The 19,801-nt window shown below is 67.9% G+C and carries 20 protein-coding genes; 11 read left to right on the forward strand and 9 right to left on the reverse strand.

What is annotated here, in order from left to right:
* The first annotated feature begins 2 nt into the window (after nt 1-2).
* Both CLM74_RS17805 and CLM74_RS17810 read left to right on the forward strand, forming a co-directional pair.
* Nucleotides 3-620, forward strand: a complete 618-nt coding sequence (locus CLM74_RS17805; protein WP_099843620.1) for an SGNH/GDSL hydrolase family protein — start codon at nt 3-5, stop codon at nt 618-620.
* A gap of 4 nt (nt 621-624) precedes the next feature.
* A complete protein-coding gene (locus CLM74_RS17810; protein ID WP_025874109.1) occupies nt 625-1,356 on the forward strand; it encodes a class I SAM-dependent methyltransferase in 732 nt (243 codons plus the stop codon).
* A 253-nt stretch (nt 1,357-1,609) separates the two neighbouring features.
* On the opposite strand, the gene CLM74_RS17815 is transcribed toward CLM74_RS17810, so the two are convergent.
* Nucleotides 1,610-2,389 carry a polysaccharide deacetylase family protein gene (locus CLM74_RS17815; protein ID WP_033831985.1) on the reverse strand — a complete coding sequence of 260 codons (780 nt, stop codon included), beginning with the start codon at nt 2,387-2,389 and terminating at the stop codon, nt 1,610-1,612.
* Nucleotides 2,390-2,449: 60 nt separating this feature from the next.
* Here CLM74_RS17815 and grxD point away from each other — a divergent pair, with 60 nt between their 5' ends.
* Nucleotides 2,450-3,376 carry a Grx4 family monothiol glutaredoxin gene (gene grxD / locus CLM74_RS17820; RefSeq protein ID WP_025874107.1) on the forward strand — a complete coding sequence of 309 codons (927 nt, stop codon included), beginning with the start codon at nt 2,450-2,452 and terminating at the stop codon, nt 3,374-3,376.
* Nucleotides 3,377-3,496: 120 nt separating this feature from the next.
* Here grxD and CLM74_RS17825 read toward each other — a convergent pair whose 3' ends face one another.
* A complete protein-coding gene (locus CLM74_RS17825; protein WP_025874106.1) occupies nt 3,497-4,036 on the reverse strand; it encodes a DUF924 family protein in 540 nt (179 codons plus the stop codon).
* A 43-nt stretch (nt 4,037-4,079) separates the two neighbouring features.
* Entirely contained in the window at nt 4,080-4,856 is a 777-nt protein-coding gene (locus CLM74_RS17830) for an AMP nucleosidase (protein WP_025874105.1), read from the reverse strand.
* A 153-nt stretch (nt 4,857-5,009) separates the two neighbouring features.
* On the opposite strand from CLM74_RS17830, the gene CLM74_RS17835 reads away from it, so the two are divergent.
* The 6 genes from CLM74_RS17835 to CLM74_RS17860 all read left to right on the forward strand — a co-directional run bounded on the left by CLM74_RS17835 (nt 5,010) and on the right by CLM74_RS17860 (nt 10,357).
* Entirely contained in the window at nt 5,010-6,419 is a 1,410-nt protein-coding gene (locus tag CLM74_RS17835) for an amidohydrolase (RefSeq protein ID WP_105164627.1), read from the forward strand.
* The gene (locus CLM74_RS17840) at nt 6,419-7,681 is read left to right on the forward strand and encodes an amidohydrolase family protein (RefSeq protein WP_105164628.1); all 1,263 of its coding nucleotides are present in this window, start codon (nt 6,419-6,421) and stop codon (nt 7,679-7,681) included. Before CLM74_RS17835 ends, CLM74_RS17840 begins: the two co-directional genes overlap by 1 nt.
* Nucleotides 7,682-7,700: 19 nt before the next feature.
* A complete protein-coding gene (locus CLM74_RS17845; RefSeq protein ID WP_080149859.1) occupies nt 7,701-8,333 on the forward strand; it encodes a DsbA family protein in 633 nt (210 codons plus the stop codon).
* A gap of 95 nt (nt 8,334-8,428) precedes the next feature.
* Complete coding sequence (locus CLM74_RS17850; protein WP_025874100.1) at nt 8,429-9,370, forward strand: DegV family protein; 942 nt, start codon at nt 8,429-8,431, stop codon at nt 9,368-9,370.
* Nucleotides 9,371-9,448: 78 nt separating this feature from the next.
* On the forward strand, nt 9,449-9,787 hold the full coding sequence (locus CLM74_RS17855) for a hypothetical protein (RefSeq protein ID WP_025874099.1): 339 nt from the start codon (nt 9,449-9,451) through the stop codon (nt 9,785-9,787).
* A gap of 171 nt (nt 9,788-9,958) precedes the next feature.
* Entirely contained in the window at nt 9,959-10,357 is a 399-nt protein-coding gene (locus CLM74_RS17860) for a hypothetical protein (RefSeq protein WP_080149858.1), read from the forward strand.
* Nucleotides 10,358-10,451: 94 nt separating this feature from the next.
* Here CLM74_RS17860 and CLM74_RS17865 read toward each other — a convergent pair whose 3' ends face one another.
* The 4 genes from CLM74_RS17865 to CLM74_RS17880 form a co-directional block, all read right to left on the reverse strand.
* Complete coding sequence (locus tag CLM74_RS17865) at nt 10,452-11,861, reverse strand: efflux transporter outer membrane subunit (RefSeq protein WP_105164629.1); 1,410 nt, start codon at nt 11,859-11,861, stop codon at nt 10,452-10,454.
* A complete protein-coding gene (locus tag CLM74_RS17870; RefSeq protein WP_105164630.1) occupies nt 11,858-12,940 on the reverse strand; it encodes an HlyD family secretion protein in 1,083 nt (360 codons plus the stop codon). Before CLM74_RS17870 ends, CLM74_RS17865 begins: the two co-directional genes overlap by 4 nt.
* A 22-nt stretch (nt 12,941-12,962) precedes the next feature.
* Complete coding sequence (locus CLM74_RS17875) at nt 12,963-14,492, reverse strand: MFS transporter (RefSeq protein ID WP_105164631.1); 1,530 nt, start codon at nt 14,490-14,492, stop codon at nt 12,963-12,965.
* Between the two features lie 154 nt (nt 14,493-14,646).
* Nucleotides 14,647-15,564, reverse strand: a complete 918-nt coding sequence (locus CLM74_RS17880; RefSeq protein ID WP_025874094.1) for a LysR family transcriptional regulator — start codon at nt 15,562-15,564, stop codon at nt 14,647-14,649.
* 141 nt (nt 15,565-15,705) lie between these two features.
* Here CLM74_RS17880 and CLM74_RS17885 point away from each other — a divergent pair, with 141 nt between their 5' ends.
* Complete coding sequence (locus tag CLM74_RS17885; protein WP_059065132.1) at nt 15,706-16,146, forward strand: universal stress protein; 441 nt, start codon at nt 15,706-15,708, stop codon at nt 16,144-16,146.
* 170 nt (nt 16,147-16,316) lie between these two features.
* Here CLM74_RS17885 and CLM74_RS17890 read toward each other — a convergent pair whose 3' ends face one another.
* Complete coding sequence (locus tag CLM74_RS17890) at nt 16,317-17,762, reverse strand: GGDEF domain-containing protein (protein WP_105164632.1); 1,446 nt, start codon at nt 17,760-17,762, stop codon at nt 16,317-16,319.
* A 227-nt stretch (nt 17,763-17,989) separates the two neighbouring features.
* Between CLM74_RS17890 and CLM74_RS17895 the strand changes: the two genes are divergently transcribed.
* The gene (locus CLM74_RS17895; RefSeq protein WP_025874091.1) at nt 17,990-18,853 is read left to right on the forward strand and encodes a PA4780 family RIO1-like protein kinase; all 864 of its coding nucleotides are present in this window, start codon (nt 17,990-17,992) and stop codon (nt 18,851-18,853) included.
* Between the two features lie 96 nt (nt 18,854-18,949).
* Here the strand turns inward: CLM74_RS17895 and fghA are convergent, their stop codons facing one another.
* Nucleotides 18,950-19,780 carry an S-formylglutathione hydrolase gene (fghA, locus tag CLM74_RS17900; RefSeq protein WP_105164633.1) on the reverse strand — a complete coding sequence of 277 codons (831 nt, stop codon included), beginning with the start codon at nt 19,778-19,780 and terminating at the stop codon, nt 18,950-18,952.
* Between the last annotated feature and the right edge of the window lie 21 nt (nt 19,781-19,801).

The raw sequence follows: 19,801 nt of genomic DNA on the forward strand, positions 1-19,801 counted from the left end.
CGATGGGCTTGTCGTATCTGGCCCTGGGCGATTCCTACACCATCGGTGAAGCGGTCGCGGTCGACGGCCGTTGGCCGCATCAGCTCGCCGCCGCCCTGCGCGCGCAGGGCATCGCGCTGGGCGACCCGCAGACCATCGCCACCACCGGCTGGACCACCGACGAGCTCGATGCCGGCATCAACGACGTTGCGCCGCAAGGGCCGTTCGACTTCGTCAGCCTGCTGATCGGCGTCAACAACCAGTATCGCGGGCGTCCGCTGGACGAGTACCAGGTGCAGTTCCAGGCCCTGCTGCAACGCGCGATTGGTTTTGCCGGCGGCCGTGCGGACCGGGTCCTGGTGCTGTCCTTCCCGGATTGGGGCACCACGCCGTACGGTGCAGGCAGCGGCCGCGACCTGGGCCAGATCGAACTGGAAACCGACGAGTTCAACGCTGCCGCCGAGGTGATCAGCACCCAGCAGGGCGTGGCCTTCGTCGACATCACCGATATCAGCCGCGACACCGGCGCTGACCCGGCGATGATCGCCGAGGATGGCCTGCACCCGTCCGCACGGATGTACGCGCTGTGGAGCGCGCGTGCGCTGCCGGTGGCCGCACACCTGCTGGGCAGGACGGACTGAGACGATGGACGGCACGCCACGGAACGGCACGCCCCTGCCCTGTTCGCCGCTGGATGCCGGGCAGGCGCGCCTGATCGCCGAGTCCTTCCGGCCGATGCAGGCCTGGGGCAGCCGCCGCGATTACTACTACACGCGCGGCAAGCTGGGCAGCGACCCGCTGTATGACGGCGTGCTGCAGCACCTTCCCGATGACGGCCAGCCGGTGCTCGACCTGGGCTGCGGGCTGGGCCTGTTCGCACATGTGCTGCGCCAGCGCGGTCGCCAGCAGGGGTATCTCGGGGTGGACGTGGACAGCGACAAAATCGCCCGTGCGCAGCGCGCCGGCAGCGGCCTGGCCGACGTACGGTTCGACTGTCTGGATGTGCAGGCGCCGTTGCCGGTGCATGGTGGGCATGTGCTGCTGCTGGATGTGCTGCAGTACCTGGACGAAGCGCCGCAACTAGAGCTGCTGCGCGCGGTGAGCGCGCGGGTCGCGCCCGGTGGCCGCCTGCTGCTGCGCACGCCGCTGGCAACCGGCGACCGCCGCGACCGCACCACGCGGGTGGCTGACCGACTGGCCTGGCTGGTCGGCTGGATGGGCACGCGACCTCGCCACTACCCGGATCCGCAGCGGCTGCAGGCCACGCTGGCGGCTGCCGGCATGCAGGTGGCTCCGTTGCGTCCGCTGCATGGGCGCACGCCGTTCAACAGCTGGTTGCTGGTGGCCGAGCGGCCGGGAACTGCGGCCAACGGCTGAGCCCCTCGTGGTGGGCGGCGGTCTACGGGGGCTGCCCGGGCGGGATGGGCTGCGCGGGGACGCCGTGAACCCCTCCTTGGGGGCTTAGCCGCGCTATCCATGGCGCGGATACCCCGCGCAGCCCATCCCACCCGGGCACGGACGGTTTACGGGCGCGTCCACCACGGAAGACAAGAGAAAAGCGAAGGGCAAACGCGGGTCGCTTCGCTCTTGCCGCGCTGCGCGCTCGCCGGGCGTGGCCCGGCGCTACCGGTCACCTGGCCGGCAGTTCGGCTTTCAGGCCGCGCTCGTCCAGCACCTGCAGCACCCGTTCGATGATGGCCAGGTTGTGGCCATGTGCGGCACCTTCATGCAGCAGCACGATCGCGCCCGGGCGCAGGTCCGGGAGCAGACGCGCCAGCACGCCATCCGGGGTGCAGCCGACGCCGTCATAACCGCGGGCGCTCCAGCCCACGCGCACCAGGCCCAGCTTGCGCAGTACCGGCGCCACGAACGGGTTGGTCATGCCCACCACCGAGCGGTACCAGCGCACCGGTCGCCCACTCACCGCCTGCAGCGCCTGCTGGCAGCCCTCGATCTCCGCCGCCATCGTGCCCGGGCCCAGCCGCCAGAAGCGCGCCTGCGGATGGCTGTGGCTGTGGTTGCCGAGGTCGTGTCCGCGACGCAGGATCTCCTCCACCAAGGCCGGATGCGCCAATACGCGCTCGCCGACCAGGAAAAAGGTCGCCTTCGCCTGGTGCCGATCCAGCAGATCCAGCACCGCCGGGGTCTGTTCACTGGGGCCGTCGTCGATGGTCAGCCAGACGCTGTTGCCAGCCTCGGGCAACCGGCTCAGCACCGGCGCGTAGAAGCGGCTGTTGGGCAGGAACACCGGCACCATGAACAACGCGTGGCTTGCCACCATCAGGGCCAGGCCCCAGTGCCAGCCCGCCAGCACCCAGACCAGGATCACGGCCAGCTGCGACAGCACCAGCCAGGGCACCCAGCGCCAGGGCCGGGTAGGGATGCGATGCAATGTTCCTGCGTTGGTCATGCCCCATGATGCCATGGGGGGTAGAATTGATGATTCGAATTTTTCGGACCCATGACTGCCATGTCCCTCGATCCCGCCCTGCGTTCGCGCATCGAAACCATCCTCAACGACAACCGCGTCGTGCTGTTCATGAAGGGCCAGCCGTCGATGCCGCAGTGCGGCTTCTCGGCCAAGGCCGTGGGTGCCCTGCAGGACCTGGGCGTGGAGTTCGCCCACGTCAACGTGCTGGCTGACGCGGAGATCCGTGAAGGCATCAAGGCCTATGGCGACTGGCCGACCATCCCGCAGCTGTACATCGACGGCGAACTGGTCGGCGGCAGCGACATCGTGCTGCAGATGGCCGCCAGCGGCGAGCTGAGCAGCGTGCTGGGCCTGGCTGCACCGGACCGCACCCCGCCGCGCATCACCGTCACCCCCGCCGCGGTGGAAATGCTGAAGGGAGCGCTGGCCGATTCACCGGGTGCGTCGCTGCAGTTGGGCATCGATGCCCGCTTCCAGCCGAACTTCCAGCTGGCCCCGTACGATGAAGGCGCGATCGCCGCCGAGTCCAACGGCCTGCGCGTGCAGTTCGACCTGGCCAGCGCCCGCCGCGCCGATGGCATCACCATCGACTGGGTCGACGACATCCGTGGCAAGGGCCTGGCGATCGACAACCCGAACGCGCCCAAGCCGGTGCAGGAAATCAGCGTGCGTGATGCCGACGACCTGGTGCGTGCCGGCAACGTGATGCTGGTGGACGTGCGCCCGGCCGAAGAACGCGCCATCGCTGCTGTCGGCGTACCGTTCAAGAGCTTCGATGGCAACGGCCGCGCCGAGCTGGAAGCCCTGCCCAAGGACACCGCCCTGGCCTTCCTGTGCCACCACGGTGGCCGCAGCGCGCAGGCAGCAGAGCAGTTCCGTGCGCTGGGCTTCAGCAAGGTATTCAACGTCACCGGCGGCATCGATGCCTGGTCGGACGAAGTGGACAACGGCGTGCCGAAGTACTGATCGGCTGCGCTTGATGCACAGGAAAAACGCCGGCGAAAGCCGGCGTTTTTTGTTGAGCCCATCCACGCGTGGTGTGGATCTACTCCTTCCGTGCCCCAAGCGCGGGGGCTGACGTTCCGGTTACCCGGCAAACCCGCCTTCGGCCAGGTAATCCAGTTCTTCCGGCGACGGAATGCGGCCAAGCACCGCATTGCGGTGCGGGAACCGGCCGAAGCGGCGGATGATGTCGCGGTGCAGTTCGGCGTACTGCAGGTATTCCTTGTCACCCAGCACGTCGAACATCGCGACCGAGCGGTCCTGGTCCAGCGGATCTTCGGAGTGCTCGAACGGCAGGTAGATGAAGGCGCGCAGCTTGGGGACCAGCTGCAGGTCCAGCCCCTCTTCGATCGCGCGCGTGGCGTAGTGCCGTGCCAGGCCATCGGTGGCATAGGAATGGGCCGTGCCGCGGAAGCAGTTGCGCGGGAACTGGTCCAGCAGCAGCATCAGCGCCAGCGCGCCCTCGGCGCTGCCCAGCCAGTGCTCGCGCGCGCGCGATGCGGCAGCGTGGTGTTCGTCCGCGAACAGCGTACGGAACCGCGCGTCGAACGCATCATCGCGGGCGAACCACTTTTCAGGGCCCGCGTCTTTCCAGAAATCCACCACTTGCGCGGCAACGTCCATCACCTACTCCCCAGGGCCGGCGCGCCGCGCCAGGCCATCATCATCATTCGTCGAAGCGCAGGTGGCGGACCGACTTGCCGTTGCGCCGGATAAGCTTAAGCGCCTCGATGCCGATCTGGATATGGTTTTCCACGAACTGCGAGCTGACCTTGGCGTCGGACGCCTCGGTTTTCACCCCGTCCGGGATCATCGGCTGGTCTGAAACCAGCAGCAGGGCCCCGCTGGGAATGTGGTTGGCGAAGCCGGCAGCGAAGATCGTCGCGGTTTCCATGTCGATGGCCATGCAGCGCATCGCCCGCAGCCGCTCCTTGAAGGCCTCGTCGTGCTCCCAGACCCGGCGGTTGGTGGTGTAGACGGTGCCGGTCCAGTAATCATGGCCGAGGTCGCGGATCATGGTCGAAACCGCACGCTGCAGGGCGAAGGCCGGCAAGGCCGGCACTTCCGGCGGCAGGTAGTCGCCCGAGGTCCCCTCGCCGCGGATGGCCGCGATCGGCAGCACCAGGTCGCCCAGCTCGTTCTTGCGTTTCAGCCCGCCGCACTTGCCCAGAAACAGCACGGCCTTGGGCATCACCGCCGACAGCAGATCCATGATGATCGCGGCATTGGGGCTGCCCATGCCGAAGTTGATCATGGTGATGCCGTCGATGGTGGCGCTGGCCATCGGCCGGTCCAGGCCGATCACCGGCGCCCCGGTCAGCGCGGAGAACGTATGCAGGTAGCCCCCGAAGTTGGTCAGCAGGATGTGCTGGCCGAACTGGTCCAGAGGCACGCCGGTATAGCGCGGAAGCCAGTTGTCGACGATGTCCTGCTTGCTCTTCATGGGCGCTCCGGTACGGCGTGGGGAGCACCATTTTCCGGGAGGCGGTCGTTGCCGTCGAGATGGCCGATGGCGACCCGTGAAAAAGGACACTTGGCAAGCACGCCGCTCCCCGGCTAGCGTCGGTGGGTTGAACACGCTGCCAAGGGGATCTGCATGACATCGACGTTGTTGCGCGCCGGGTTGGGTCTGGCGCTGGTATCGCTGAGCACGGCGCCGGCCGTGGGCGCTTCGCGCTTCGTGGCCGATCCCTACCCGAGCACCTACCAGGCGCACCCCGATGGGCCGCTGCTGATCCAGAACGCAACGGTGCTGACCGGCACCGGCCAGCGCCTCGACAACGCCGATGTGCTGCTGCGCGATGGCCGCATCGTCGCCGTCGGCGATGCGCTGCAGGTCGATGCCAGCGTCACCCGCATCAACGCCGACGGCAAGTGGGTGACGCCCGGCCTGATCGACGTGCACTCGCACCTGGGCGTCTATCCCAGCCCCGGTGTCGGCGCGCACAGCGACGGCAACGAGATGACCGCGCCGGTCACCGCCAACGTCTGGGCCGAGCATTCGGTATGGCCGCAGGACCCCGGTTTCCAGGCGGCACTGGCAGGCGGAGTGACCAGCATGCAGGTGCTGCCCGGCTCGGCCAACCTGGTCGGTGGCCGCGGCGTAACGCTGAAGAACGTGCCTGCCACCACCTACCAGGCGATGAAGTTCCCCGGCGCACCGTGGGGCCTGAAAATGGCCTGCGGCGAAAACCCCAAGCGCGTCTACGGTGGCGGCAAGGGCGTGGCACCTGCAACGCGGATGGGCAACGTGGCCGGTTACCGCGCAGCCTTCATCGACGCAGCCGACTACATCGCCAAGAACAAGCCGAAGCCGGCCAAGCGCAAGGGCTGGTTCGGCAGCGACAAGGGCGACAGCGCCGGTGATGCCGGCGGCAAGCGCGACCTCAAGCTGGATACGCTCGCCGGTGCGATCCAGGGCGATATCCGCGTGCACATCCACTGCTATCGCGCCGATGAAATGGCCACCATGCTCGACCTGTCCAAGGAATTCGGCTTCAAGGTGGCCGCCTTCCACCACGGCGTGGAGGCCTACAAACTGGCCGACAGGCTGGCGACCGAAGGCGTGTGCGGGGCACTGTGGGCCGACTGGTGGGGCTTCAAGATGGAAGCCTTCGACGGCATCGCCGAAAACATCGCGCTGGTCGACCGGCCGAAGAACAGCTGCGCCATTGTCCACTCCGACTCGCCCGAGGGCATCCAGCGCCTGAACCAGGAGGCAGCCAAGGTGATGGCCGCCGCGCGCCGCGCGCACATGCCGGAGATCGCGCCGGAACGCGCGATCACCTGGATGACCGCCAACGCCGCCAAGGCGCTGGGCATCGAGGCGCAGACCGGCACGCTGGAGGCCGGAAAGATGGCCGACGTGGTGATCTGGAACGGCAATCCCTTCAGTTCGTATGCACTGGCCGAGCAGGTGTTCGTCGATGGCCGCCGTGTGTACGACCGCAGCACGCCATCGGCAACGCCGCGGTCGGATTTCCAGCTTGGACAGGAGTTGCGCTGATGGGCATGTTGAACAAGCGCCGCCGGGCATGGCCCGGCGCTACCTTGGTTGCGCTGTTGGTGATGACAACCGCAGCCTCGGCGCAGGACCTGCTGGTGCGCGGTGCGACGGTCGCTACCGCCAGCGCACGTGGCAACGTGGAAGATGCCGATGTGCTGGTGCAGGGCGGCATCATCCGTGCGGTGGGCCGGGGCCTGTCCGCACCGGCCGGTGTGCCGGTGGTCGAAGCCAAGGGCCGCATGCTGACCCCTGCCCTGTTCGGTGGCATCACCGAGATCGGCATCGAGGAAGTATCCGGTGAATCAAGCACGGTCGACAGCGCACTGAAGATCGGCGAGCAGCCGCTGCGCCCGGAGTTCGACGTGACACTGGCCTATAACCCGGCATCCGTGCTGATTCCGGTGGCGCGCCTGGACGGCATCGGCTTCACTGCGCTGGGCGCGGCCACCGGCGGTGGCTTCGTTGCCGGCCAGGGCGGCGTGGTGCGTTTCGATGGCAGTGCCGACCCGATCGGCCCGCGCGCGCTGTTCCTGCGCCTGGGTGCTGCAGCATCTGAACTGACCGGTCAATCGCGCGCGGCGCAATGGATGCTGCTGCAGCAGATGGTGGACGAGGCACGCGGCCAGGTGGCCGCCGACTCGCCGCATGCGCTGCTGACCCCGGCCGGCCGCCGCACGCTCGCCCGCTATCTGTCCGGGCAGGGCCGCATCGTGGTGGAAGTGGACCGCGCGGCCGACATCCGCCAGCTGCTGCGCTGGGCGGCCCGCGAGAAGGTGAAGATCGCCATTGCCGGCGGTGCCGAGGCCTGGCAACTGGCGCCGGAACTGGCAGCAGCCAGGGTGCCGGTATTCGTGGACGCGCTGGGCAACCTGCCGACGACCTTCGACCAGATCGGCGCCACCCTGGAAAACGCCGCGCGGCTGCAGCGCGCGGGCGTACCGGTTGCCTTCGCCCAGCGCGATGACGCCTCGCACAATGCACGCAAGATGCGCCAGCTGGCCGGCAACGCGGTGGCCAATGGCCTGCCCTGGGCCGACGGACTGGCCGGGCTGACCCGGGTACCGGCCGAGGTGCTGGGCGTGGCCGACCAGATCGGCAGCATCGAGCCGGGCAAGCGTGCCGACCTGGTGCTGTGGGAAGGCGATCCGCTGGATGTGGCGCACTATGCCGAACAGGTCTGGCTGGGCGGCCGCGCGATGCCGATGCGCTCGCGCCAGACCGAACTGCGCGACCGCTACCTGCAGCGCAACGCGCAGCCCTGACCCTAACCAGGAGCCATCGATGCCCACCCTGCGCTGGTATTTCGACTTCGTCTCGCCCTATTCCTACCTGCACTGGCAGAAGGTGAAGCAGCTGCCGCAGTTCGGGCGCATCCAACCGGTACCCATCGCCTTTGGTGCGGTACTGCACCATCTGGGCAACCTGGGCCCGGCGGAGATACCGGCCAAGCGCCGCTTCATGTACCGCCAGCTGCTGTGGACTGCGCAGGCCGAGGGCACCCCGCTGCGCTTCCCGCCCGGGCACCCGTTCAATCCGCTGGCGGCCCTGCGCCTGTGCCTGGCCGCCGGTGCCAGCACTGCGGCGGTGGATGCGCTGTTCGACTGGATCTGGCGCGACGGCCACGCCGGCGACACGGCCGAGGCCCTGCGCGAACCCGCCGCCCGGCTGGGTATCAGCGACGTAGAGGCGGCCATTGGCGAGCCGGCCATCAAGGAGCAGCTGCGACGCAACACCGAGGCGGCGATCGAGGCCGGGGTGTTCGGCGTGCCGACCCTGGCCATCGACGGCGAACTGTTCTGGGGCAACGATACCCACCCGCTGATGGCGGCGGTGCTGGACGACCCCAGCCTGCTGGACCGGCCGGACTGGCAGCAGGCGGTGGCCCTGCCGGTGGCGGTGCAGCGCAGTCGCTGAACAGGGAGCGGCGCGTTTCCCTCGCGCGCCCGCCCCCGTTTTGAGATAGTTTTCACATTTCCGAACCTACAACCGCCCTGGAGGGGGAGCCGCGGATGCGCATCGGAATCGTCGTCGACTCGGCCTGCGACTTGCCGCAGGACTTCATTGCCGAGCACAACATCGTGCTGCTGCCGATCACCGTGCGGATCGGCGAAGCGGTGCTCGCCGACCACCGCGACGAGCAGGCAACGCTCAGCTTCCTGCACGCGCACGTCGCCGAGCACGGCGCCGAAGCGGAGACCATCCCCTTCAGCGTCAACCAGATCCGCGACCTGTTCCTGCAACGCTTGGTGATCGACTACGACCATGTGTTCTGCATGACCATCACCAAGACCCGCAGCCCGATCCACGACAATGCACTGCAGGCCAGCTTCGCCATCCTCAACGACTACAAGCCGGTGCGGCAGGCGGCCGGCTTCAACTCGCCATTCGCGCTGCGCGTGCTGGATACCCAGAACCTGTTCGCCGCCCAGGCGGTGACGGCGGTGGAAGCGGTGCGGCTGCGCGCCAGTGATGCCAGCGTGCAGCAGATCCGCGAGCGCCTGGAAGAACTGGCCGGCAACGTGCACGGCTACATGGTCACCCGCGACCTGTACTACATGCGTGCCCGCGCCCGGCACAAGGGCGACCGCAGCGTCGGCCTGCTCAGCGCCGCACTGGGCAGTGCGCTGGACATCAAGCCGGTGTTGCATGGCTATCGCGGGCAGACCGGGCCGGTGGCGAAGATCAAGGGTTTCGACAATGCCGTGCTGAAGCTGTTCGGCGTGGTCGGCCAGCGCGTACGCGCCGGCCTGATGACGCCGACCGTGTGCGTCAGCTACGGCGGCGAACTGGACGAGCTGCGTGCCCTGCCCGGCTATGCGCAGATGAAGGAGGTCTGCGCCGACCATGGCGTGACCGTGTACGAATCGGTGATGAGCCTGACCGGCATGGTCAACGTCGGCAAGGGCGCGGTCACCGTGGGTTTTGCCGATGGGCCGCATCGATTTGAATGAAGGCCAACCGCGCTCTGGAATCTGCACATCGATTCCACCGCGCCTATGCCAGCCTAGCCGCACCTCAAGGAGATCAACATGCCTGCGCAGTACCACATCAGCCTGCCCGAACCGTCCAAGGCCCGCGGCAACGACCCCGACCTGTCTTTCCATTCGCAGGGCGCTGCCGGCTTCGCCGAAGAACTGCAGAACGCGCTGCGCAATGGCAGCCTGTTCGAGCGCTGGCGCGACAAGCAGCCGGACCCGGATGCGGTGGAGCCGCAGTGGGGCGCGACCGATCCGGAGGCCACCGTGACCGGTGAGCAGAAGGACCTGCGCATCAACCTGGTGGCCACCACCCGCATCGACAGTGACGTGTTCAAGCAGCGCCTGCGCCTGCTGGCCGGGCACCACTGGGAACTGCGCGACGTGCGTTGAGTTCCGGCTCTGGTAGGCGCCAACCTTGGTTGGCGCTTTCCTGAAGGCTGCCAACCAAGGTTGGCCACTACCGGCTTCACCTTGCCGAGCTGCCGGCCAGCGGCCGGCACTACCCGGCATCTGGGTGTGCTGGTATCGTGCCGCCGCCAAAGGCGACTGCACGGATTGCACATGGACCCCAAGCTGAAAGCGCTCATCGAGCAGACCAACCTGTCGGACCTGCTGCCGTCGGCGACTCAGGACATGGACCTGCAGCAACCGGTAGCGCCGCCGGAACCCGCAAAACCGCAGCCCGCCCGTTCCACCAACGATGCACTGCAGGTGCATTTCGGTGGTACCGACATGGTCGGCAAGCTCGCCAATGCGCCCACCAGCGGACGGATAAAGACCTTCGCCATGATCCTGCTGGGCGGGCCGACCATCGTGTTCGGCCTGCTTCTGCTGGGCATGGTCTGGACCGAGCCGGGCAAGTCAGTGTTCGCCCTGGTCTACGGCACGGTCATCGCAGCGGTGTTGATCGGTATCTGGCCTTATCTGCTGTTCCGCAAACGCGAAAAGCCGGCGGCCTGACGCGGGCTGCCTGCCAGGATAGTGCCGGCCGCTGGCCGGCAACTCATGCATACGGCATCTGCCGGCCAGCGGCCGGCACTACCCAACCTGCGCCTTACCAACCGCCGCCCAGTGCGCGATACAGCTCTAGGCGTGCAATCGCGGCGGTCGCCTGGCTGTTGGCCAGCGCGGCCTGGTTGTCCAGCGCGATGCGCTGGGTGCTCAACACATCCAGCATGTCGACCACGCCGGCCTGGTACTGCCGACGCGCCGCACCCAGCGCCGTCTCGCTCTCATCCACCGCCACGTGCAGCTGCGCGGCACGCTGCTGTTCGGCGGCGTAGCCATCGATGGCGTCGTCCACTTCATGCCAGGCCTGCAGCACGGTACGGCGGAACTGCAGGGCCGCCTGTTGCTGCTGCAGCCTGCTCAGCGCCAGGTTGGCCTTCAGGCGTCCGCCCTGGAAGATCGGCAGGCTGATCGACGGGCCGATACTGAAGCGATGCGCGTTCCAGCCATCCAGATCATCCAGCTGCCTGGCCTGGAAACCGGCATCGCCATTCAAGGTGATGCGCGGCAGGAAGCTGGCCTTGGCCACGCCAATTCCCGCCGTGGCAGCATGCAGCGCAGCCTCGGCACGGCGGACATCCGGGCGACGCTCGGCCAGTTCACTGGGCACGCCCACGGCCATGGTCGGCAACGCGGGCCAATCGCGGCGCGCGCTCTGCAGCTGCGCGTCCAGCGCCTGCGGCGGCTGTGCCAGCAGGAACGCGAGTGCATTGCGCAGCTGCGATTCGCGGTGCCGCAGCGGCGCAATGCGGGCCTGCAGCGAAGCGACCTGCGCCGCCGCACTGGAGACCTGCAACGTGCTGGCCACGCCCTGGCGCTGGCGCGCTTCGGTCAGCCGCTTGGTGTCGTGGGCGATGCTGAGGTTGTCCTCGGTGATGGCCAGCAGCTGGCGCGTCGCGCGCAACTGCAGGTAATCACGCGCGGTCTCGGCCAGCAGCGCGATGCGCACCGCGTGTGCATCTTCCTCAGCTATCTGCACGCGTGCGTCGGCCGCTTCCACCTGACGGCGTACGCGTCCCCACAGATCCAGTTCCCAGCTCATGCCGATGCCGGCCTGGAACAGCCCATAGTCATCGCGACCGCCATTACCGGACGGATCGTTCAGGCCTACCTCGCTGTTGCGCGCGCGTACGCCACTGGCAGTGGCGCCGACGCTGGGCAGCCGGTCGGCCGCGGTGAAGCCACGCGCGGCGCGGCTCTGCTGCACCCGGTTGGCGGCCAGCTGCAGGTCGAGATTGGCCTGTAGTACCTGCGTCGCCAGTTGCCCCAGCAGCGGATCATCGAAACCGGACCACCAGCTGGCGTCGTCATCCAGCGCAGCTGAAGCCACCGCTTCGCCCTGCCACTGCGTGGGCAGGTCGGCCTGCGGGCGCACGAAGTCCGGTCCCAGCGTGCAGGCGGTCAACGCCGTGCACAGTGCCGCTGCAGCCAGTACACGCGGGAATACGCGGATCATGCGCCTTCCCCGCCCGTGCGGTGCCGCTCGCGCTGCGCGCTCTGCACCCGCTGCGGACGCTGCAGATCCACGCTGGCTTCCACCGACATGCCGGCACGCAGTTGGCCCAGCAATGCCTGCTCCGGCTCCAGCACGATCTTCACTGGAATGCGCTGCACCACCTTGGTGAAGTTGCCGGTCGCGTTTTCCGGCGCCACCGCGGCGAACGTCACCCCCGTGGCCGGGGCGATGCTGTCGATATGGCCACGCAGCCGCGTGCCGGGGAACACGTCCACCGTCAGTTCGACCTGCTGCCCCGGCTGCATGCGGGTCATCTGCGTCTCCTGGAAGTTGGCGACAACGAAGGCGCGCTGCAGCGGCACGACTGCGGCCACCGGCGTGCCCGGGGTCAGGTAGGCGCCGACGCGCACTGCGCGGCGTCCCACCACGCCATCGATCGGTGCACGCAGTTCGGTGTGCGAAAGATCCAGTTCGGCGCGCGCCTGTGCGGCTTCGGCACGCTGCACGGCCGCCTGTGCGGCCTGCACCCCGGCAGCGAGGATGTCAGTGCGCTGGCGTGCGGTCGACAACGCGGCCTGTCCCTGTTGCAGATGTGCACTGGCCACGGCCTGCTTCGACTGCGCCTGCTGCGCGTTCTGCACGGTACCGGCACCGTCGCGGGCCAGCTCGCGGTAACGCTGCTGGTCGGCGCTGGCCAGGGTCAGTTCGGCGCGGCTGACATCCACACTCGCCTGGGCGTGTTCGATCAGCGAGCCCTGCTGTGCCAGCGCCGCCTGCGCGTTGGCCAGCTGCGCACGCGCATTGGCCAGGTCGGCGCGGGCGGCCTGCAACGCGACCTGGTAGTCGCGGTCATCGATACGGGCCAGCACGTCACCGGCCTTCACCGCCTGGTTGTCTTCCACGTTCACCGCGCTGACGAAGCCGGCGATCTTCGGTGCGACTACGGTGTAATCAGCAACCACATAGGCGTTGTTGGTGGTCTGGTGGCGGCCGTCGCGCAGCAGCAGCCAGGCAGCACCGGCCAGAAGCAGTACGCCCAGGCCGAGGCCCGCGTTGAGATACGTTCGATTGATCGTCATGAGGGGATTCCTGCGAAGGGGATCAGGCCACGGCACGTGGCGGATGGATGCGGGTGGGCATCCAGGCAATGAGGGGAATGAAGGCCAGCGCGACCAACGCGACCAGCAGGTAGAGATCGGCCGAGGTCAACGCCTGCACCTGCGCATGCAGGCGCGCGCCAAGCTGCGGCCCTTCGGCCAGCCACGGCTGTTCGCCAAGCCGCTCGACCAGCACGGTGGAATGGAAATGGCGGCGTCCCTGCGCGACCGCTTCCAGCACGCCGCTGGCCAGCACCGCAGCAAAGCCCTTGACCGTGTTGAACCACGCCGATGCGAAGGGGCCGTCCTGTGGCGCCAGGCCACCGGTGGCCAGCATCAGCAACGGCAGCACCGCCATCGGCTGCGCAAACACCTGCAGCAGCTGTACCCACAGGAAGTTGTCGCGTATCCAGCTGACGTCCAGATGCGCGCCCAGCCAGCAGGCCAGCGCCAGCAGGGCCAGGCCGGTGGCCTGCACCCAACGGCAATCGATCGCACGGATGTTCAGCAGCGCGGCGACCAACGGCAGCGCGATGACCTGCGGCACCGCCACCCACAGCAGTATCGGCGCGGTCTGTTGCGGGCGATAGCCCTGCACGCTGGCGAGGAAGCCGGAAGGAATGGAGATCACCGCCAGCAGCACGAACAGCACGCCACCGAGGGTAATCAGCGAGTAGCTGAGGTTGCGGTTGGCCAGCAGCTGCAGCTTGAAGAACGGCAATGGATGGAACCACTCGTTGATGAAGAACAACACCAGCAGACCCGCACCGCCACCCAGCATCAGCGTGATCAACGAGGAGTCGAACCAGTTCAGGCGCGGGCCCTGCACCAGACCCAGTACCAGCAGCACCAGCGCCGGCAGGCCGAGCATCAGGCCGACGCCGTCGAACTGTGCGAAGCGCTCCAGCCGCAGGGGATCCTGTGGCAGGCCCCAGCCGACCATCGCCATCGCCGCCAGGCAATACGGCACGATCTGCCAGAACGCCCAGTGCCAGCCCACCTGCTCCACCCAGAATGCGGCCAGCGGGGTGCCCATGCTCGGCCCGAAGGTGGCGGTCAGTGCGTAGGCGGCCAGACCGTACAGCTTGATGCCCGGCGGCAGGAAGCGCAGCGCCACGCTCATCAGCAGCGGCGGCAACGCGCCCCCACACAGGCCCTGCAATGCGCGCAGCAGCAGAAAGGTCTGCAGGTTAGGGGCGAGCGGGCACAGCACGCCCAGCACCATGAAGCCGCCGATCATCGCCAGCGCAAAGCGGCGCAGCGAGAAGGTGGCTGCGCACCACGGTGCGAATGCCATCGCGCTGACCGACATGGCGCTGTACAGCGCCACGATCCAGCTGCCGTCATCGACGCTGAAACCCATCGCACCGCGGATGTCGGCCAGCGCGACCTTGGTGACGTTCTCGTTGAAACCCGACACCAGCACTGCCAGCAGCACACCGCACAGCCCAACCAGGATGCGCCGGTCGAAGCCGGGGGCAGCGACGGGCCGGGGCGCTGCCGGCGCCGCGGGCATGGCGGCCGGCGTGCTCACTGCCGGCTGCCGATCCGTGCAGTACACGGCATATATGGAGACATTGGATTGCGCTCAGTGAAACTTTCGGGAGCGCAGTCTAGAAAGGCCGTTGCCTGCGAAAAATGGCGTGCCCGGCATCGCAGGCGTGCGTCCGGCGCACGCCCGCGGGCAATCAGTGGTGGGCCGCCTCGACCGAATCGCACATGCCCTTGATCGCCCGCCGCAGCCACTGGTGGGCCGGGTCGTTGTCCATGCGTGGGTGCCAGGCCTGCACCAGCGCTACGGTCCGCACCGGCACCGGCAGCGGGAACATTCGCAGCGGCAGGCCCATGCGGGTGATGCGGTCCAGCATCACGCTTGGCATCTGCGGCAGCACCAGGTCCGAATCGGCGGCAGCAAAGATCGCGCCGTGGAAGGTAGGGATGACCACCGCCACCCGCCGTTGCAGGCCAAGCGCTGCCAGCTCTTCGTCGATCGGGCCATGCGCAAGCCCGCGCCGGGACACGGCGATGTGGTCGCACGCGGCGAAGCGCTCGACACTGATGTCGCCGTCGAACAACGGATGATCCTCGCGTGCCGCGCCCAGCAGCGAGGTGGTGAACAGGTGCTGCACCTTGGTTTCCGGGCTGTGCTTGCCGGCCGTGCTGATGTACAGGTCGATCCGCCCCTGCACCATCGCATCGTCATCGGTATCGCCTTCGGGCACGAAGCGCAGCATGCAGCGCGGTGCCTGCTGGCGGAAGACATCACGCAGGCGGCCGCCATAGCTGCCGATGAACACATCGTTGGCGCGCACGCTGAACGTTCGTTCCAGCGTGGCCATGTCGACCTCGCGGCCCGCATTGAACACGCGGTGTGCCTGCTCGATCACATCGCGCACCTGCTCACGCAGTTCCAGCGCGCGTGGCGTGGGGGCGAGCCCACGGCCGGCGCGCACCAGCACCGGATCACCCAGGGCTACCCGTACCCGGCCCAGGGTACGGCTCATCGCCGGCGCACTGAGATTCATCCGTCGCGCAGCGGCCGCCACGCTGCATTCGTCGATCAGCACATCCAGCGCCAGCAACAGGTTCAGGTCCGGCAAGGGCATGGCAGTCTCCCGCAAATGGGATGACTCTACTGCAATCCAGATCATCCAGAATTGCGTTGTACGCACGCATTGACTGCGGCGCACGGCATGGGTGCGCGCGACGACATCAGCGACCATCAGCGCCCTGCAAAGGAGCTTTCCATGTTCAACACCCTGCTGGTCGCGCTTGATGGCGGCCCCCAGCACGACCGCGTGCTGGACCTGGCCGCCACCATGGCCGGCCCCCGCAGCCGCCTGCACCTGCTGTGCGTGCTTGACCCCGAATTCGCACTGGCCGCTGGTGCCACCGATGCCGACCGCCGTGAGTATCCCGCCGCCGCCCGGCAGCAGGCGCATGCCGAAGCGGTACTGGCCGACGCCTTGGCCGAGCTGCGCGAGCGCGGCGTGGACGCCATCGCACAGCTGCCTTCCGGCGATCCTGGCGAAGTGATCAGCGCGCAGGCGCGTCGCCTGCAATGCGACCTGATCGTCATCGGCCACCGCCATCTGTCACGCCTGCAGCGCCTGTTTGAGCCCTCGGTGGGGCAATGGACGATCGACCATGCGCCTTGCCCGGTGCTGGTGGAAACACGTGATCCGTAGGTATCGCCAGCATGGCAATGTACTGGCCTGCGGCGGCCTGACGCGGGCTGCCTGCCAGGGTAGTGCCGGCCGCTGGCCGGCAACGCCTGCGCCTGCTGGATCCGACCGGGCGGTCGCGCCAGCCCCGATCAACCACGCACTTTCCTGCCGTGGCAGTCGCGCAGCCATGCTCAACAGTCCAGCGTGTCGTGCGCGCCCCCGTCGTCGTCCAGCACGTGTGCGTGCAGGATCACCTGGTTGCGGCCCGCACGCTTGGCCGCGTACAGGCCGGCATCGGCATCGGCCAGCAACTGTTCGGCGGTGGCCAGCGCCGGCGGATGCAGGTAACCCACGCCCACGCTGATGCTGACCCGGCCTTCCGGCAGCGGCAGCGCTTCCACCGCCTCGCGCAGGCGCTCGGCCAGCGCCAGCACACCCGACAGCGGACTGCCGGGCACGATCACCGCGAACTCCTCACCGCCATAGCGCGCCACGCTGTCGGCCGCGCGCCCTGCGGTGGCTTGCAGCACCGCAGCCACCGCCTGCAGGCAGCGGTCGCCGGCGGGATGACCGTGCTGATCGTTGAATGCCTTGAAATGGTCGATATCCACCAGCAGCAACGCCATTTCGCTGCCGCTGCGGCGCGCACGGTTCCATTCGGCCAGCAACAGCGTATCGAACTGACGGCGATTGGCTACGCCGGTCAGGCCATCCTGCCGCGCCAGCTGATCCAGGCCGGCCTGTCGTTCCAGCAGGTCGAGCTGCAGCAACGTGCTGCGCAGGCTGAAGCCCAGTGTCGCCACCACGAAACCGGTCAGCGCCAAGGGCCGCGCGTGGTCCACCACCAGGGTGCCGACCACCAGCAGCAACAGGGGCAGGATGATCGGTCCACCCGCCTGCACCAATCGCAGCAGGCGGGGATGCAGCACGAAGCCCGGCGCAGGTGCCTGGCGCAGCGCCAGTAGGGCCAGCAGCAGGAACGGCAGATCGATCAACAGATCGTTGTAGGCGCCGAACGACTGCTCGGCGGTGTAGTGATTGATGTAGAACGCCAGCAGCAGATAGGACAGTGCATACAGCGCCAGGGCGCGGTAGAAGCTGCGTCGTTCAGGTGCATCGCCAGCGACCCAGCGCACCACCGCGAAGCCGGCGATGCACAGGTTCTGGATGTCGAACATGCGCTGCATGTGGGCCATCGCCTGGCCATCGATATCGATGCGGTCGGCGAAGGACTGGGTATGCACGAAGAACAGCACGCCCAGCAGGGCGGCCATCACGCCGTCGATCAGACTGATCATCCGGCGTTCGCGACGGGCGCGGGCCAGGATGAACACCAGCGGCACGCCGTACAGCACATACAACAGCAGGCTGGCGCGCGGGGTGATGTCGGCCCGCCCAGCCCCCAGCGCGTCGGCCATGTTGAAGGCCATGCCACCGGCCCAGAGCAGCAGCGCCACTGCAGTGGCCCGCCAGCCCAGTGCAGCGCGGTCGCGCTGGCCACGCCACAGGCAGGCCGCGGCAGCCAGCAGAGGCGCTGCGGTCAGGAACACGAACGATCCCTCTCCGGCCGCACCCGGCCAGAACGCCACGACCAGACCGTGGCAGACCACGAACAGCAGCGCCAGCGCAACCGGCATGCATCCCCCATCGGCAAGGCCGTATGGCCGCACGATAGCGCGCGGCGCCGCCACGGTGGCGTGATCCACTTTGGAAAATCCGCGACGGTGGCAGCCGTCTCGTGGGACGGTTGCCCAGCGACGCTCGCGGGCCAGCCGGGAAGCCGCTGGGCAGCCGCGACCTGTAAAATGCGCAGATTCCTCCCCATTCTGGCCAGCGCGTCCGCGCCGGCCGCCCCAGAGATCCCGTGAAAACCCCGGAAGGACTGCGCGCCCTGATCGACGACGGCGTGATCGATGAAGTTCTACGCCCGCTCAAGAGCGGCAAGGAAGCGGCCGTGTACGTGGTACGCAGCGGCAACGAGGTGCGCTGCGCGAAGGTCTACAAGGACATGGCCCAGCGCAGCTTCCAGCAGCGCGTGCAGTACCAGGAAGGTCGCAAGGTGCGCGGCAGCCGCGAGGCGCGTGCGGTGGGCAAGGCCAGCAAATACGGCCGCAAGCAGCAGGAAACGGCCTGGAAGAACACCGAGGTGGACGCGCTGTACCAGCTGCGCGATGCCGGCGTGCGCGTGCCCGAGCCGTACGGTTACTACCACGGCGTGCTGGTGATGGAGCTGGTCACCGATGCCGACGGTTTCTCCGCCGCGCGCCTGGGCGAGGTGGAGCTGGAGCCCGAGCAGGCCCGCCAGTTCCACCAGACCCTGGTCCGCCAGGTGGTGCGCATGCTGTGCTGCGGCCTGATCCATGGCGATCTCTCGCCGTACAACGTGCTGGTCGGTCCCGATGGCCCGGTGGTGATCGATTTCCCTCAGGTGGTCAGTGCGGGCGGCAACAACGCCGCGCGCAGCATGCTGCTGCGGGATGTCAACAACCTCACCGCCTACCTGGGCCGTTTCGCGCCCGAACTGCTGGACAGCTGGTATGGCGAGGAAATGTGGGCGCTGTTCGAGGCGGGCAGCCTGCTGCCGGACAGTGAGCTCACCGGCACCTTCGTGCACGATGAATCCACCGTCGACCTGGACAGCGTGCGCCACGCCATCAACGATGCGCGCGAACAAGCCTTGATCCGCCAGCAGGGCCGTGAAGCGGCGGAAGAAGAAGACGACGTGTAAGCGCCACGCCATGCGTGGCGGCTGGCCGCCGTAGCGTCGAGCTTGCTCGACTGTTCTCAAGGCAATGCCGGCCAGCGGCCGGCACTACCGTCAGGGTCAGACGTGCAGCGCCCGGGCGTGGTGCGCGATGTGCTCGCCGATGAAGCTGGCGATGAAGTAATAGCTGTGGTCGTAGCCGGGCTGCAGGCGCAGGCTCAGCGGATGACCGGCAGCATCGCAGGCCTGCTGCAGGCGCTGCGGCTGCAGCTGGCTGTGCAGGAACTCATCCCCCTCGCCCTGGTCAACCAGCAGCGGCAAGCGCTCGCCGGCGTGGGCCACCAGTTCGCAGGCATCCCACTGCGCCCAGTCGGCCGGGTTGTCACCAAGGTAGGCGGCGAATGCCTTCTGCCCCCACGGCACGTGGCTGGGTGCCACGATCGGCGAGAACGCCGACACGCTGCGGTAGCGGCCGGAGTTGCGCAGCGCGATCACCAGCGCGCCATGGCCGCCCATCGAATGGCCACTGATGCCTCGTGCGTCGGTGGCCGGGAAACCCGCCTCGATCAACGCCGGCAGCTCGTGAGCGACGTAGTCGTGCATGCGGTAGTGCTTGGCCCACGGCTGCTGTGTGGCGTTGAGATAGAAACCCGCGCCCTTGCCCAGGTCATAGCCCTCGGCATCGGCCACGTCATCGCCGCGTGGGCTGGTGTCCGGGGCGACGATGATCACGCCGTGCTCGGCCGCATAGCGTTGCGCGCCGGCCTTGGTGATGAAGTTCTGCTCGGTGCAGGTCAGTCCGCTCAGCCAGTACAGCACCGGCAGCTTCCGGGTTTCCGCCTGCGGCGGCAGGTACACGGCGAACTGCATGTCGCAGCCCAGCGTGGTCGAATGATGGCGGTAGACATCCTGCCAACCGCCGGCACAGGCGCGGTGTTCGATACGTTCCATGAGGTTTCCTCCCGAGGGACG

The sequence above is a fragment of the Stenotrophomonas sp. MYb57 genome (genome assembly GCF_002966815.1).
Taxonomy (GTDB): domain Bacteria; phylum Pseudomonadota; class Gammaproteobacteria; order Xanthomonadales; family Xanthomonadaceae; genus Stenotrophomonas; species Stenotrophomonas indicatrix.